Origin of the sequence: Pseudidiomarina homiensis (assembly GCF_003987225.1) — a bacterium.
In the GTDB taxonomy this organism is placed as follows: Bacteria; Pseudomonadota; Gammaproteobacteria; order Enterobacterales; family Alteromonadaceae; genus Pseudidiomarina; species Pseudidiomarina homiensis.
In genome coordinates this window covers 1,252,899-1,267,881 of sequence record NZ_PIPX01000001.1, presented here as the reverse complement: position 1 = coordinate 1,267,881, position 14,983 = coordinate 1,252,899, and the positions used below count along the sequence as shown (strand labels likewise).

The window sequence follows — 14,983 nt, the reverse complement described above, 5'->3', positions numbered from 1 at the left end:
GTTCTACTACGGGTAAAGTTTAAATTGATCGACTAAGGTTATTTAGTTCGATCTCAGCGGTAATTTGAAAGCTTCCCCCGCAGTAGAACTGCGGGCTACGTCGGAGTCCAAAATGAAAACTACCATCGGAATGATACTGGCGCTGGCAACGACCAGCGCCGCAGCTACTGAACAAAACATCTTCCAATCCGAAGATGTCTTCCAGCTCGAATACGCCAGTGCACCAACCGTACATCCAAGTGGTGACTATACCGTATTCATCAGAAACTACATGGATATCATGACCGACCGTCGCTACGGCGCACTATGGCGCGTTGATGCAAGTGGTGAATTACGACCTTTGCTCGGTGGTGACGCCAACGATCACTCGCAGACCTGGTCGCCGGATGGCAAAACGCTTGCGTTCGTATCCAATCGCAGCGGCAGCAACCAAATCCACTTGTACTGGACCGACAGCCAACGACACGCACCAGTCACCCGCTTAACTGGCTCGCCCAGCAACTTAAGTTGGTCGCCCAATGGTGAATGGCTGGCATTTACCATGTTCACACCTGAGCCTTCCGCGCCACCCGTTAGCCTGCCGAAGGCCCCAGAAGGTGCCAAATGGGCGGAGCCACCGAAGTACATCGACAAAGAGCAGTATCGTTTTGACGGTGCTGGCTATGCCAAAGATGGCTATACGCAAATCTATGTGATGCCAGCCGACGGTGGTACACCGCGCCAAATCACACACGGTGACTACCATCATGGCGGCAGTTTAGCTTGGAACGGCAATAATAGTATTATTTTCTCGGCAAATCTTCGCGAAGACGCGTTTGATCAGCCGCAAAACTCTGATCTTTATAGCGTTAATGTCACCAGCCAAGAAATTAGCCAACTCACCGATCGCAACGGACCCGATCGTTCGCCCACGATGAGTCCGGATGGCACAAAGCTCGCTTGGCTTGGCAATGACGACGAGAAAATGAGTTATCAACTGACGCAGCTCTACGTTATGGATTTGAACGCCAAAGCGCCTAAGCTGCTGACCAGTAACCTCGATTACAGCGTTAGCGATGTGCAGTGGTCACCAGACAGTAAAGCTGTTTATTTCAGTTATGATCGGCATGGCAACGGACATATCGTTAAGCAAAGCCTAAATGGTGAGCGCCAACAACTGACCGACCGCATGGGTGGTCTCAGCTATGGGCGTCCTTATAGCGGTGGCGACTTTGATGTAGCGGCGAACGATACTTTGGTTTTCACCGAAGCAAACGCGCAACGCCCAGCCGACTTAGTCTTACAGCGTGGTGGGAAAACACAGCAGCTAACGCAGTTGAATGAAGACCTATTTGCGCACAAAGAACTCGGTAAGGTCGAAGAAATTTGGTATGACTCGAAGCACGGTGATTACCAAATCCAAGGCTGGATTGTGTATCCGCCGAACTTCGATAAGAGCAAAAAGTACCCGTTGATTCTCGAGATCCACGGTGGTCCGCACACTGCTTACGCTGAAACTTTTTCGGCCGAAGTGCAGTTGATGGCGGCAGCCGGCAATGTTGTGCTCTATACCAATCCACGCGGAAGCACCAGCTATGGTGAGGAATTTGCGCAAGAAATTCATCATAACTATCCAAGTCAAGATTATGATGACCTAATGGACGGTATTGACGCTGTGGTCGACAAAGGTTTCATTGATGAAGAGCGCTTGTATGTTACCGGCGGTAGCGGCGGTGGCGTGCTTACCGCTTGGATCGTCGGTCATACCGATCGTTTCCGCGCTGCTGTGGTAGCGAAGCCGGTGATCAACTGGTACAGCTTTGTGCTCACCGCAGATGCGTACAGCTACTTCACCAAGTATTGGTTCCCTGCTTTACCTTGGGAGAATCCAGAGCATTACCTCAAGTATTCGCCGATCAGCTACGTTGGCAACGTTACCACGCCGACCATGTTGTTAACTGGTGAGGCTGATTATCGCACGCCAATTTCAGAGTCTGAGCAGTATTATCAGGCGCTCAAGTTGCAAGGCGTCGACACTGCGATGGTAAGGGTGCCGGATGCTCCGCATGGCATCTACAGTCGACCCTCGAATTTGATTGGTAAGGTTGCGTATATCTTGCATTGGTTTAACAAATACGGCGGGGAAGCCGCAGAATAAACGAAGTGCGAGCCTACCCGAGCGGGTAGGCTCACTTCGCTATTGTTTATCGCGTTCGCGCTTCCGTCGGTAGGCCATTTCATAGAGCTTGGCTTCGGTCAGAAAAAAGTGAAAGGCATCAATATTAGCTTTGATAAAACCTCGCCATCCCGACCAAATCATTTGCCTGCCTAAATAAAACTTTAAAAACATCACCGGAAAGATAAGCAGTAACCGCGGTAAACTGCAAGGCCGTCCTTGTTCTTCGCGTTGTTGTGCTTTCAGCAACGAGTAACTATTAAGCTTGTCCATGTAGCCATGCGCAGTATCGTAACCGTAATGCTTTAGATAAATGGGCAAATAGGCCAGCGGCGGTTCAACTTCAATATGCTCGTGCACTAAAACATCCGTATTCATGTGGCATTTGTCTTTACGGTACACACGGCGGTACTTATGATGACGCGCTTTATGTAAGCTATGGCCCATAAAAATATCGTCGTGGTGGATCCAGATGCCGTTGATATCGCCTTGGGCAATGCGTTCCCGAATCATTTGCAAACCGCCAGCGGGAAGGACTTCGTCGCCATCAAGGTTTAGGATCCAGTTGTGTGTGCATTGTTGAATACCAAACTCTTTTTGCTTAGCGTAACCAGGCCAGTCGTTGTGGACGATTCGGGCACCATGCGCTGCCGCGATTTCAAGGGTACGGTCGGTAGAACCTGAGTCGATGACGACAATTTCTTCAACGCCGCGAACGCTTTCTAAAACCTCATCTAAGTGCGCTGCTTCATTTAAAGTAATAATGAAAACGCTAATGGGTGGGTAGTCGTTTGTTGCTGACATACAGAGCCCCAGATTGTTAATATGAATGGCTTCATGATACCGCAAAAGTTCCAAAAGGGGCGAAGGAGAACGTGTTGGTTACCGTAAAAAGCTGGAGCGACGTGTTAGCGGAAGAAAAGCAACAGCCGTATTTTCAGACGCTACTCAATCGCGTGAAAACGGAACGAGAAAGGGGCAAGCGTATTTACCCACCCGCTGCAGAAGTCTTTCATGCGTTTCGCTTAACACCTTTAGCAAAGCTGAAAGTGGTGATCCTCGGCCAAGACCCTTATCACGGTCCGGGGCAAGCTCATGGGCTATGTTTCTCGGTACCGCAAGGCGTCAAACTGCCGCCGTCATTGCGCAACATTTATAAGGCGATACAACACGACTACCCGGATTATCAGCCGCCCGAACATGGCGATTTAACGCATTGGGCTGAGCAGGGCGCGTTGTTGTTGAATACCGTATTGACCGTGGAAGACGGGAAAGCACATTCGCACGCCAGTTGGGGCTGGGAACGTTTTACCGACAGCGTTATCGAGAAAATTAATGCGCACTGTGAAGGGGTCGTGTTTTTGCTTTGGGGCGCACACGCACAGAAGAAAGGAGCGTTGATTGATCGACAACGCCACCATGTATTGACCGCGGTCCACCCCTCGCCGTTATCGGCGCACAGAGGCTTTCTGACCTGCGGTCATTTCAAACGCACCAACGAACTGCTTAGCAAGCCGATTCAATGGTAGCCCGTGGTTTTACCACGGGATTCACCGTATTTTTCGACCATGTACGTTGGATTCGGCATACCCCGTGGTAGAACCACGGGTTACCATTTAGAATTCGAGTTCATCGAGTTCAAGATCGAGACCGTAATCCATATCTTTCAGCTCTTCTCGTAACCGATATTTTTCTTTAAGCGCTTCAATTTCCCGCCACTTGCGTTTTACTCGACGTGACTTGTTCTGTTTTGCTTCAACACCGTTTAGCTCTTCTGAATGATCCATGGGATCCTCCTAGCTTTATAGTAGTTATTTTAGGCATAGCGCAACACTTTAATAACACCTGACGATAAAAAATACAAGAGCGTTGTTCGCTGTTCGTTGTTCGATCGTGTAGCCCGCAGTTCTACTGCGGGGGGTGCCGAATTCAACGTAGTTGGTAAAAACGTCCGATTAAACCCGTGGTAGAACCACGGGCTACTCGAACGCACGACAACACACAACGCTTTTGCTTTTAACGAGCGAAGCGAGTATAATCCGCGGCCACAAAATTGTTCTTTCACAGCACAGGTATATTGGTATGCATCCCATGTTAAACATCGCGGTGCGCGCTGCGCGTGCGGCCGGCAAAATTTTGAGTAAGAATTTCGGCGTTGAAGCTGACCTGAATATTCAAGCCAAAAGCCAGCACGATTTCGTCACTGAAATTGACAAAGCAGCTGAGCAAGCGATTATTCGTACAATTCAGAAAACGTACCCAGATCACAGCTTCTTAGCTGAGGAGAGCGGTGCACATGAGGGTGCAACCCCTGAGCATCAGTGGATTATCGATCCGCTCGATGGCACCACCAATTACCTGCGCGGTATCCCGCATTTCGCAATCTCAATCGCTTACTTACATAAAGGCACAGTTCAGGCTGCGGTCGTTTATGATCCGTTGCGCGAAGAACTGTTCTCGGCCAGCCGTGGTGCTGGCGCTCAGCTAAATGGTAAGCGTATTCGTGTGACCAAACAGCGTGATTTGAATGGTGCGCTATTAGCGACAGGCTTTCCGTTTAAGCGCAAAGACCTTGTTGAGAATTACCAGAATGTTTTTGGTAGCTTGTTCGAGCAGACTGCCGACATGCGCCGCGCCGGTGCTGCTGCACTGGACTTGGTGTATGTTGCTGCAGGTCGGATGGACGGTTTCTGGGAATTCAGTTTGCAGCCATGGGACATCGCTGCGGGCGGTTTGATCGTACGTGAAGCGGGCGGTCTGGTGACTGACTTTGCGGGCGGTCATGGCTTTATGCAAAGCGGGCACGTCGTTGCCGGTAACCCCAAGGTCGTGCAGGGAATTTTAAGCAAAGCACGCCCACATTTACCGAGCAGCATGAAGTAGCCCGTGGTTCTACCACGGGTTTAATCGGACGTTTTTACCAGTTCCGTTGAATTCGACATACCCCGCAGTAGAACTGCGGGCTACACGGCAAGATTCAAGATTGGAGCATCGCGCGATGAAAAATATACGTATTGTTCTCGTCAATACCTCGCATACCGGCAATATTGGTTCGGTGGCTCGGGCGATGAAAACGATGGGTTTATCAGAGCTAACCTTGGTGGATCCTGTGCAGGCTCCCGATAGCCATGCCTCGGCGTTGGCGGCTGGCGCAACGGATGTGCTACATGGCGCATCTATTGTCGAGAATCTAAGTGACGCTATCGCTGACTGCGGCATGGTCATTGGCACTAGCGCGCGCAATCGCACGCTGGATTGGCCACTACTCGGCCCTCGCGAAGCAGCAGGGCAAGCACTTGCAGAGAGCGCCAATTACAAAGTGGCCCTCGTTTTTGGCCGAGAAAGCAGCGGGCTCACCAACGAAGAGCTGCAACAATGTACACATCATGTGCACATTCCTACCAATCCGGATTACAGTTCGTTAAACCTCGCTATGGCGGTACAAACCCTTGCCTACGAGATACGCATGCAGTGGCTTGAAGCAGATAAACAGCCGGGTACTGCCGAAAGTGAGTATCCACTTACTGAAGACCTCGAGCGGTTTTACGTGCATCTTGAGAGTACTCTGACGGACACCGGCTTTATCATTAAGCAGCACCCAGGTCAGGTAATGGCAAAGCTAAGGCGCTTGTTCACCCGAGCAAGGCCAGAAGCGAATGAACTTAACATCTTGCGTGGCATCCTCGCCTCCATCGACAAGCAAAAGTAACCCGTGGTTCTACCACGGGTCCAACCTGACGTTTTGACCATGTCCGTTGAAATCGGCATGCCCCGTGGTAGAACCACGGGCTACGAACAGTGCGAATCACGGCGTGTCGTAATACTTGACTAAAATAGTCGGGAATGCGAAAATTACGGCATAACGATGGAGGAAAAAAAGCTATGCGCTTAACCTCGAAAGGGCGATATGCCGTAACTGCAATGCTTGATGTTGCGTTACACACAGAACAAGGACCCGTGCCGCTAGCAGATATCTCTGAGCGACAAGGGATTTCACTTAGCTATCTTGAACAATTGTTCGCGCGCTTGCGTAAGCAAGGACTCGTGAGCAGTGTGCGGGGGCCTGGCGGTGGTTATCGCTTGGGTTACGCACCGCATCAGATCTCGATTAGCGCAGTGATACAAGCCGTGGATGAGAGCATTGACGCCACACGGTGTGGCGGCAAGGGCGGATGCCAAGGTGGCAGCCGTTGCTTAACCCACTCGCTGTGGTCGAATTTAAGTGACCGTATTGAAGACTTCTTGGCGAACATTAGCTTGGCTGAACTGGTTAAGCAACGCGATATCAACGAAGTCGCCGAGCGCCAAAATGCGCAGATCGCGGAGCAAAAGAAACGCGAGCAACAAATTGCACTGAATTGTCAGTTATAAGCTGTCTGACAACGTGAGGAGTAGCACTGAATGAAATTACCGATTTATTTTGATTACGCAGCAACCACGCCAGTTGACCCACGTGTGGCTGAGAAGATGATCCAGTTCCTAACGCCAGAAGGTCAGTTTGGTAACCCGGCGTCGCGTTCGCACCGTTTTGGTTGGCAGGCAGAGGAAGCGATCGATATCGCTCGTAACCAGATTGCTGACTTGGTCAATGCCGATCCGCGTGAAATTGTATTCACCTCAGGCGCAACAGAATCTGACAACTTAGCGATCAAAGGTGCTGCAGAGTTTTACCAGAAAAAAGGTAAGCACATTATTACGGTGAAAACCGAGCATAAAGCTGTGCTCGATACCTGCCGCCAGCTTGAACGTGAAGGTTTCGAAGTTACCTATTTAGACGTTAAAGAAGACGGTTTGCTTGATCTTGACGTGTTTAAAGCAGCGTTGCGTGAAGACACTGTTTTGGTCAGTGTCATGCATGTGAATAACGAAATTGGCGTGATTCAAGATATCGAAACTATCGGTAACTTGTGTCGCGAGAATAAGACTATTTTCCATGTCGACGCGGCCCAGAGCGCTGGTAAAATCGATATCGATTTACAGTCGTTGCCGGTCGATTTGATGAGCTTTTCTGGTCACAAAATGTATGGCCCGAAAGGCATTGGTGCCTTGTATGTTCGCCGTCGTCCGCGTATTCGCTTGAACGCGCAAATGCACGGTGGTGGTCATGAGCGTGGTATGCGTTCAGGTACCCTAGCAACGCACCAGATCGTCGGTATGGGTGAAGCAGCGCGTATCGCGAAAGAAGAGATGGCTGCCGAGCGTGAGCGCTTCCGTGCCTTGCGTGACCGCCTATGGAATGGCGTAAAAGACATCGAAGAAGTGTACGTAAATGGCTCGCAAGAGCACGGCGTGCCGCATATCTTCAATATTAGTTTTAACTTCGTTGAAGGTGAAAGCCTGATCATGGCACTGAAAGACCTAGCGGTTTCTTCAGGTTCAGCCTGTACCTCAGCAAGCCTTGAGCCTTCATACGTTTTGCGTGCCTTAGGCCGCAATGACGAATTAGCGCACAGCTCAATTCGTTTCAGCTTTGGTCGCTTCACAACTGAAGAAGAAGTGGACCACGCAGTAGAGCAAATTCAGAAATCAATTGGTCGCTTGCGCGACATGTCGCCCCTATGGGAAATGTACAAAGACGGCGTTGATTTAGACACCGTTGAGTGGGCGGCACACTAAGAGAGGTGAAGTGTTATGGCATACAGTGAAAAAGTAATCGACCATTATGAAAACCCACGGAATGTGGGCGGTTTCGACAAGAACGATCCATCGGTAGTGACCGGTATGGTTGGCGCACCAGCCTGTGGTGACGTGATGAAGTTGCAGTTGAAAATCAACGATGCTGGCATCATTGAAGATGCAAAATTCAAAACGTATGGCTGTGGCTCGGCGATCGCTTCAAGCTCATTGGTTACCGAATGGGTAAAAGGTAAGTCGATTGAAGAAGCATCGCAGTTGAAGAATACGCAAATCGCAGAAGAATTAGCGTTGCCGCCAGTGAAAATTCACTGTTCTATCTTGGCTGAAGATGCGATTAAAGCCGCATTGGAAGACTACAAGAAAAAACACGCAGGCTAAGTTTTAGGCGATTTGTAGCACTACTTTAGCACCACTACTTTTGCACCAAGAATGAGGCAGTAATGGCGATTACCATGACCGAAGCGGCCGCACAACGTGCGCGGTCGTTCTTGGAACAGCGCGGTAAAGGCGAGGGTATCCGGTTAGGTGTTAAAACCACTGGGTGCTCAGGCCTTGCTTACGTAATGGAGTTCGTTGATGAGGTGGATGACACCGATACCGTCTTTGAAGAAAAAGGCGTGAAGATCATCATCGACGGCAAGAGCTTGGTCTACCTTGATGGCACCGAGCTCGACTTCGTTAAAGAAGGCCTGAATGAAGGTTTCGAGTTTAACAACCCTAACGCCAAAGGCGAATGCGGTTGCGGCGAGAGCTTTAACGTATAAATGAATCACTTCGAGTTTTTTAATCTCCCCGTCGCCTATGAGCTAGATTTAGCCGAGTTGCAGCAGCGTTACCGCAAGCTGCAACAGGCGCTCCACCCTGATCGTCATGCGTCGGGTAGTGAGCGCGATAAGATGCTCGCAGTGCAACGCACGGCGCAACTGAATGATGCCTATCAGACGTTGCGCTCGCCGTTGTTGCGTGCGGAACATCTGCTGGCGTTGCGTGGTGTGGATATGCAGCACGAGCAAAAGACGCTGCAAGATCCTGAATTTTTGATGGCGCAAATGGAGTGGCGTGAGCGTGTGGAAGAGCTCGATGCTGGCTACTTCGCTGGTATTGATGCGGCTTATAAAGACTTAGCTGCGCAGACTGCGGAGTTGCAAGGTGAATTGGAGCGCTTGTTAGTTGCAAATGACAACGAAGCTGCAGCAGATACAATTCGCAAATTAAAGTTCATGCACAAACTCCGCCGCGAACTCGAAGCCCTAGAAGACGTTTAATGGTAGCCCGCAGTTCTACTGCGGGGTATGTCAAATGCAACGACCATGGCCGAGATGCCGTAGCCCGCAGTTCTACTGCGGGGTATGTCGAATTCAACGACCATGGCCGAGATGCCGTAGCCCGCAGTTCTACTGCGGGGTATGTCGAATTCAACGACCATGGCCGAGATGTCGTAGCCCGCAGTTCTACTGCGGGGTATGTCGAATTCAACGACCATGGCAGAAACGTCAGATCAAACCCGTAGTAGAACTACGGGCTACACGAATTATGAACAACGAGGTTTTCTGAATGGCACTTTTGCAGATTGCAGAACCCGGACAAAGCACAGCCCCGCATCAACATCGGTTGGCGGCAGGAATTGACTTAGGTACCACGAACTCTTTGGTTGCCACCGTGCGCAGCGGCGAAGCTCAAGTGTTGTGCGACGAGCAAGACCGCGCAATTCTGCCTTCAGTGGTTTACTACGGCGCTGACGAAATCTGCGTCGGTCATGATGCCGTCGCGAAACATGGCGATGCCTCACTCGCTACCGAAGACACCATCGTCTCGGTCAAACGTTTTATCGGCCGCACCGTTGCCGACGTACAGCGTAACTTCGCAAATTTGCCTTACCGCATGAGCGAAACCGATAACGGCGTACCCGTGTTCCATACTGCCGCCGGCGAACGCAATGCAGTTGAAGTATCGGCCGACATTTTGCGTTCTTTATCGGCTCGCGCTCAAGCCGCCTTAGGTGGCGAGCTCACCGGCGTAGTCATCACCGTGCCAGCTTATTTTGATGACGCGCAACGGCAAAGCACCAAAGACGCCGCGCAACTGGCGGGCTTAAACGTCTTACGTTTACTCAACGAACCTACCGCAGCCGCGGTAGCCTACGGCCTCGACACCGGCCGCGAAGGCCTGATCGCCGTGTACGATCTTGGCGGTGGCACCTTCGATATTTCGATTTTGCGCCTACAAGGTGGTGTATTTGAAGTGCTGGCGACCGGTGGCGACAGCGCCCTCGGTGGTGACGACTTTGATCAGCTTATTGTTGGTCACCTAAAGCAAGTTTGGGGCTTAGACGACGCCGTACCAGCGCGCCTTGAACGCTCGCTAATCAACGCCGCCAAAGCCGCCAAAGAAACATTAACGGATGCGGAAGAAGCTGAAATCAGCGTAGCCCGTAGTTCTACTACGGGGGAATCCCCAGAAACATCTGATCTCCGGACAAAAATCACCCGCACCCAACTCAACGAACTCATTGAACCCTTAGTGCGCAAAACTTTGGTCAACTGCCGTCGCGCCCTAAAAGACGCCGAAGTTGACGCCGCCGAAGTGCTCGATGTCGTCATGGTCGGCGGGTCAACCCGTGTGCCACGGGTGCGTGAGGCTGTCGGCGAATTTTTCGGCCGCGAACCGCTCACATCGATCGACCCTGACCAAGTGGTTGCCATCGGTGCCGCCATTCAAGCGGATATCCTCGCGGGCAACAAACCCGATTCCGACATGCTATTGTTGGACGTGATTCCGCTATCCTTAGGCTTAGAAACCATGGGCGGACTGGTGGAAAAAGTGGTCGCACGTAACACTACGATCCCAGTTGCGAAAGCACAAGAATTCACCACTTTCAAAGATGGCCAAACCGCCATGATGATCCATGTGGTGCAGGGCGAGCGAGAACTCGTCGACGACTGCCGTTCACTCGCGCGTTTCGTATTAACGGATATCCCGCCGATGGCAGCAGGGGCAGCGCATATTCGTGTGACTTTCCAAGTGGACGCCGATGGCCTGCTTAGTGTCACGGCAATGGAGAAATCAAGCGGTGTATCCGCATCGATTCAAGTGAAACCATCGTACGGCTTGAACGACGAAGACATCACGCAGATGATCACTTCGTCGATGACCAACGCAAAAGAAGACATGGCGGCGCGTATGTTGCGCGAACAACAAGTCGAAGCAGATCGCGTGTTAGAAGCATTAAGCAGTGCCTTAGCTGTTGATGGCGAATTGTTGGACGAAGCGGAACGTAAACGACTTGATGACGCCATGGAAGCCTTGCGCGTAGCCCGCGCGGGTACATCGTCGGATGACATCGAGAAAGCCATTGAAACGGTTGATCAAGCCAGCGAAGATTTCGCAGCACGACGCATGGACGCCGGCATCCGCAAAGCCCTGTCCGGCAGCAACGTCAACGAACTGTAGCCCGTAGTTCTACTACGGGAAAACTAGTAGTAACCCGTAGTTCTACTACGGGAAAACTAGTAGTAACCCGTAGTTCTACTACGGAAAAAGCTTAAACGAGGAACCGTGTAATGCCAAAAATCGTTTTTTTACCGCATGAAGAACTGTGCCCAGAAGGCACCGCTGTTGAAGCAGCTGACGGCGAAAGCGTATTAGATGTCGCACTCCGCAACGGTATTGGCATTGAGCACGCCTGCGAAAAGGTTTGCGCCTGCACCACTTGCCATGTCTACGTGCGCGAAGGCTACGACTCACTCGCCGAAATCAACGACAACGAAGACGACATGCTCGACAAAGCCTGGGGCCTCGACCCCGACTCACGCCTAAGCTGTCAAGCCCGCGTCAACGGCGAAGACCTTGTCATTGAAATCCCCAAATACACCATCAACATGGTCAAAGAAAACCACTAAAGAAAGGAGGCCGAGGCCTCCTTTTTTATTCGAGCTTCTCGGCGAAAGTGCGTTTAAACTTCGCCAATTTCGGGCTTACGACCGCCTGGCAGTAGGCATTTTGTGGATTACGCTCTACATAATTATCGTGGTAGTCCTCCGCAGGCCAGAACTTCTCGAGCGGTAATACCTCGGTCACTATCTCGTCCTGCCACGTACCTTCAGCGCGCATTTCTTCAATGATTTTTTCAGCTTCTTCTTTTTGCGCATCGGTTTGGTAAAAGATAGCCGAACGATATTGTGTGCCAACGTCGTTACCTTGCCGATTCAATTGCGTCGGGTCGTGCAAGGCAAAAAAGATCTCAAGGACTTCGCGCACGGATAATGCGGTGGGCTCGAAAGTGATTTGCACGACTTCGGCGTGCCCAGTGTTCCCCGTGCAGACTTCTTCATAGGTGGGTTCTGGCTTATTGCCACCAGCGTAGCCTGATTGTGCTTTCAAGACGCCGCGAACTTGCTTGAATGCGCCTTCGATGCACCAAAAACAGCCGCCGGCCAAAGTGATTTGTTGTGTCATATACAGCTCCTAATAGACGTTTAGACATCTATAACATGGAATGCGGTTCTAGAAAAGAGTTATCTCGATTGAAACCTTGCTGTGGTAGCAGTGAAATACTGAAACGTGTATAATCCGCGCGACTTTAAATTAGCTAGCCTTTTATGATTGGAGACAAACCATGGCTTTAGAACGTACTTTATCAATTATCAAACCTGACGCTGTTGCAAAGAACGTGATCGGTGGTATCTACAACCGTTTCGAAACTGCGGGTCTGCGCATCGTTGCAGCAAAAATGATGCACTTGAGCAAAGAGCAAGCGGAAGGTTTCTACGCTGAGCACAGCGAGCGTCCTTTCTTCGGCGCATTGGTTGAGTTCATGACCTCTGGTCCAATCGTAGTAAGCGTACTTGAAGGCGAAAACGCAGTATTGCGTCATCGTGAAATCATGGGCGCAACGAATCCAGCTGAAGCATTGGCGGGAACGCTTCGCGCTGACTATGCTGTATCTATTGACGAGAATGCGGTACATGGTTCAGACGCGGTAGAATCAGCAGCACGCGAAATCGCTTACTTCTTCGCTGACGAAGAAATCTGCGCACGCACTCGCTAAGTCATTTGAGTAGCCCGTAGTTTTACTACGGGGGGAAACGTGAATACGCCGAGTAGCCCGTAGTTTTACTACGGGGGAAACGTGAACCATTCCCCGCAGTAAAACTGCGGGCTACCACGCACACACAACGAATAACGGGTTTTATGAACGCAGTCGACAAAAAAGTTAATCTTCTCGATCTCAATCGCCAAGGCATGCGCGAGTTCTTTCAAGAACTGGGCGAGAAGCCTTTCCGTGCCGATCAGGTCATGAAGTGGCTTTATCACTACTGTGTCGACGACTTTGACGAGATGACCAATCTCAACAAAGTACTGCGCGAGAAACTCAAAGAAATAGCCGAAATACGTGCGCCAGAAGTACGCTTACAGCAACAATCTTCTGACGGCACTATCAAATTTGCCATGACGTTATTCGACGGCCAAGACGTCGAGACGGTATGGATCCCAGAGTCTGATCGCGCAACCTTGTGTGTCAGCTCACAAGTCGGTTGTGCGCTCGAATGCACATTCTGCTCAACCGCACAGCAAGGCTTTAACCGCAACTTAAGAGTTGCCGAAATCATCGGCCAAGTTTGGCGGGTGAATAAACTGCTCGGTCCCTTCGGCGAAACGGGCATTAAGCCAGTCACTAATGTGGTCATGATGGGCATGGGTGAGCCGTTGTTGAACCTGAACAACGTAGTGCCAGCCATGGACCTGATGCTCGACGACAATGCTTTTGGTCTAAGTAAACGCCGAGTGACCCTAAGTACTTCGGGTGTGGTCCCTGCACTTTATAAGCTAAAAGAACAAATTGATGTCGCTTTGGCCATCAGTTTGCATGCGCCAAACGATGAATTACGCAATGAAATTGTACCGATTAATAAAAAGTACAATATTGAGCAATTCCTCGAAGCCAGCCGTCACTATATCGATGGCTCAAAAGCGAACAAGAACATCACCATTGAATACGTGATGTTGGACCATGTGAATGACAGCATGGATCAAGCTCACGAGCTTGCTGAAACGCTCAAAGACACGCCGTGCAAGATAAACCTTATCCCATTTAACCCGTTCCCAGGCAATGATTATGGTCGCTCAAGTAATTCACGCATTGACCGCTTTGCTAAGGTTCTGATAGAAAAGGGTTATATTGTTACGGTACGGAAAACCCGCGGCGATGATATCGACGCCGCCTGTGGCCAGCTTGTTGGTGATGTGGTCGACCGTACCAAACGCATCCTGAAAAAGCAGCGCGCCCAGCGAGGCGGTGTCGGAATCGACGTCAAGATTTCGTAAATCGCCGCGAAAAACCTCGAAAAACATAGGCAGGCAAGACGCATTCAGGGTAGCATAGGAAATTCAGCAACGAGGACCCGACATGCGCAATTTGCTCTACATTCTTCTTCTTGCAACACTATGCACTGGCTGTGTGAGTCAGCGCACAGTTGATGGCAAAGAAAAGCCTGCGCAGCAATTCGATGCGAAAGAAGCCGCGGCGACACGGCTGGCGTTGGGTCTTCAGTATCTACAATCCGGAAATTACGAACAAGCGCGGGTTAACCTTGAGCGAGCTCGTGACTACACGCCTGATAACCCGTCGGTGCAAACGGGCTTAGCGTTCTACTATCAGCAAGTGCAAGATTTTGAGATGGCCGAGCGCTATTATCGCAAGGCGATCCAGCTGCAGCCCAATAACGGCGATACCCATAATAATTTAGGCGCATTGCTGTGCAACATGGGCCGCTATGAAGAAGCCGAGCAAAGTTTCAACCGAGCTCTCAATATTTCCGATTACGTGAAAGTCGCGGCAACCTACGAAAATGCAGCGCGCTGTGCAGCGCGCGCAGGGCAAGAGCAAAAGTCCGATCAGTATTTTCAACGGGCAATTAATCACAGTTCACGCAATAGCACTATTCTTGAGACCTACGCTGCGGTATTGTTAGAACAACAACGTTATCAAGAAGCCGCGGATGTTCTTAAGCGCCGAGCCCAATTACCGCAACTTTCCGCCGAGTACCTGTGGTTAGAGAGCGAGCTGGCGCGGCAGCAAAATGACCGTGCACGACAACGTAGCTTTGGCGATTTACTTTTGTCGCGCTTTCCCGATTCACGTCAAGCTGACGCTTATCGAGCGCGCGCGGCAGCAACTAACTCCTAATGAAG

At 50.8% G+C, this 14,983-nt stretch carries 17 protein-coding genes; 14 read left to right on the top strand and 3 right to left on the bottom strand.

Translation table 11 applies throughout. The features are described 5' to 3' along the window. Nucleotides 1–112 precede the first annotated feature (112 nt). Nucleotides 113–2,137: a S9 family peptidase gene (locus CWI70_RS06075; RefSeq protein ID WP_126771462.1), complete on the top strand. Its 2,025-nt coding sequence runs from the start codon at nucleotides 113–115 to the stop codon at nucleotides 2,135–2,137. 39 nt (nucleotides 2,138–2,176) lie between these two features. Here CWI70_RS06075 and CWI70_RS06070 read toward each other — a convergent pair whose 3' ends face one another. Next, on the bottom strand, nucleotides 2,177–2,959 hold the full coding sequence (locus CWI70_RS06070; protein ID WP_126771460.1) for a glycosyltransferase family 2 protein: 783 nt from the start codon (nucleotides 2,957–2,959) through the stop codon (nucleotides 2,177–2,179). Between the two features lie 71 nt (nucleotides 2,960–3,030). Here CWI70_RS06070 and ung point away from each other — a divergent pair, with 71 nt between their 5' ends. Beyond that, nucleotides 3,031–3,684, top strand: coding sequence for a uracil-DNA glycosylase (ung, locus tag CWI70_RS06065; protein ID WP_241967830.1), 654 nt, complete (start codon nucleotides 3,031–3,033; stop codon nucleotides 3,682–3,684). 87 nt (nucleotides 3,685–3,771) lie between these two features. Here the strand turns inward: ung and CWI70_RS06060 are convergent, their stop codons facing one another. Continuing rightward, complete coding sequence (locus CWI70_RS06060) at nucleotides 3,772–3,942, bottom strand: DUF3545 family protein (RefSeq protein ID WP_126771458.1); 171 nt, start codon at nucleotides 3,940–3,942, stop codon at nucleotides 3,772–3,774. Between the two features lie 295 nt (nucleotides 3,943–4,237). Between CWI70_RS06060 and suhB the strand changes: the two genes are divergently transcribed. From suhB to fdx, 9 genes are all read left to right on the top strand, one after another. Continuing rightward, nucleotides 4,238–5,038, top strand: a complete 801-nt coding sequence (suhB, locus tag CWI70_RS06055; protein ID WP_126771456.1) for an inositol-1-monophosphatase — start codon at nucleotides 4,238–4,240, stop codon at nucleotides 5,036–5,038. Between the two features lie 115 nt (nucleotides 5,039–5,153). After that, entirely contained in the window at nucleotides 5,154–5,864 is a 711-nt protein-coding gene (gene trmJ, locus CWI70_RS06050; RefSeq protein WP_126771454.1) for a tRNA (cytosine(32)/uridine(32)-2'-O)-methyltransferase TrmJ, read from the top strand. A gap of 173 nt (nucleotides 5,865–6,037) precedes the next feature. Then, nucleotides 6,038–6,526, top strand: a complete 489-nt coding sequence (iscR, locus tag CWI70_RS06045) for a Fe-S cluster assembly transcriptional regulator IscR (protein WP_126771452.1) — start codon at nucleotides 6,038–6,040, stop codon at nucleotides 6,524–6,526. Nucleotides 6,527–6,556: 30 nt separating this feature from the next. Continuing rightward, nucleotides 6,557–7,771, top strand: a complete 1,215-nt coding sequence (locus tag CWI70_RS06040; protein WP_126771450.1) for an IscS subfamily cysteine desulfurase — start codon at nucleotides 6,557–6,559, stop codon at nucleotides 7,769–7,771. Between the two features lie 15 nt (nucleotides 7,772–7,786). Beyond that, nucleotides 7,787–8,170, top strand: a complete 384-nt coding sequence (gene iscU, locus CWI70_RS06035; RefSeq protein ID WP_126771448.1) for a Fe-S cluster assembly scaffold IscU — start codon at nucleotides 7,787–7,789, stop codon at nucleotides 8,168–8,170. Nucleotides 8,171–8,232: 62 nt separating this feature from the next. After that, the gene (gene iscA / locus CWI70_RS06030; protein ID WP_126771447.1) at nucleotides 8,233–8,556 is read left to right on the top strand and encodes an iron-sulfur cluster assembly protein IscA; all 324 of its coding nucleotides are present in this window, start codon (nucleotides 8,233–8,235) and stop codon (nucleotides 8,554–8,556) included. Continuing rightward, on the top strand, nucleotides 8,557–9,057 hold the full coding sequence (hscB, locus tag CWI70_RS06025) for a co-chaperone HscB (protein WP_126771445.1): 501 nt from the start codon (nucleotides 8,557–8,559) through the stop codon (nucleotides 9,055–9,057). A 289-nt stretch (nucleotides 9,058–9,346) separates the two neighbouring features. Continuing rightward, a complete protein-coding gene (gene hscA / locus CWI70_RS06020; RefSeq protein ID WP_126771443.1) occupies nucleotides 9,347–11,242 on the top strand; it encodes a Fe-S protein assembly chaperone HscA in 1,896 nt (631 codons plus the stop codon). A gap of 110 nt (nucleotides 11,243–11,352) precedes the next feature. Then, a complete protein-coding gene (gene fdx / locus CWI70_RS06015) occupies nucleotides 11,353–11,691 on the top strand; it encodes an ISC system 2Fe-2S type ferredoxin (protein ID WP_126771441.1) in 339 nt (112 codons plus the stop codon). Nucleotides 11,692–11,716: 25 nt separating this feature from the next. Here the strand turns inward: fdx and msrA are convergent, their stop codons facing one another. After that, complete coding sequence (msrA, locus tag CWI70_RS06010) at nucleotides 11,717–12,247, bottom strand: peptide-methionine (S)-S-oxide reductase MsrA (protein WP_126771439.1); 531 nt, start codon at nucleotides 12,245–12,247, stop codon at nucleotides 11,717–11,719. A 160-nt stretch (nucleotides 12,248–12,407) separates the two neighbouring features. Here msrA and ndk point away from each other — a divergent pair, with 160 nt between their 5' ends. From ndk to pilW, 3 genes are all read left to right on the top strand, one after another. Continuing rightward, complete coding sequence (gene ndk / locus CWI70_RS06005) at nucleotides 12,408–12,839, top strand: nucleoside-diphosphate kinase (protein WP_126771437.1); 432 nt, start codon at nucleotides 12,408–12,410, stop codon at nucleotides 12,837–12,839. Nucleotides 12,840–12,982: 143 nt separating this feature from the next. Further along, nucleotides 12,983–14,116 (top strand): dual-specificity RNA methyltransferase RlmN, encoded by a 1,134-nt coding sequence (gene rlmN, locus CWI70_RS06000; RefSeq protein ID WP_126771435.1) that lies wholly within the window; start codon nucleotides 12,983–12,985, stop codon nucleotides 14,114–14,116. Between the two features lie 82 nt (nucleotides 14,117–14,198). Continuing rightward, a complete protein-coding gene (gene pilW / locus CWI70_RS05995; protein WP_126771434.1) occupies nucleotides 14,199–14,978 on the top strand; it encodes a type IV pilus biogenesis/stability protein PilW in 780 nt (259 codons plus the stop codon). Nucleotides 14,979–14,983: the final 5 nt, after the last annotated feature.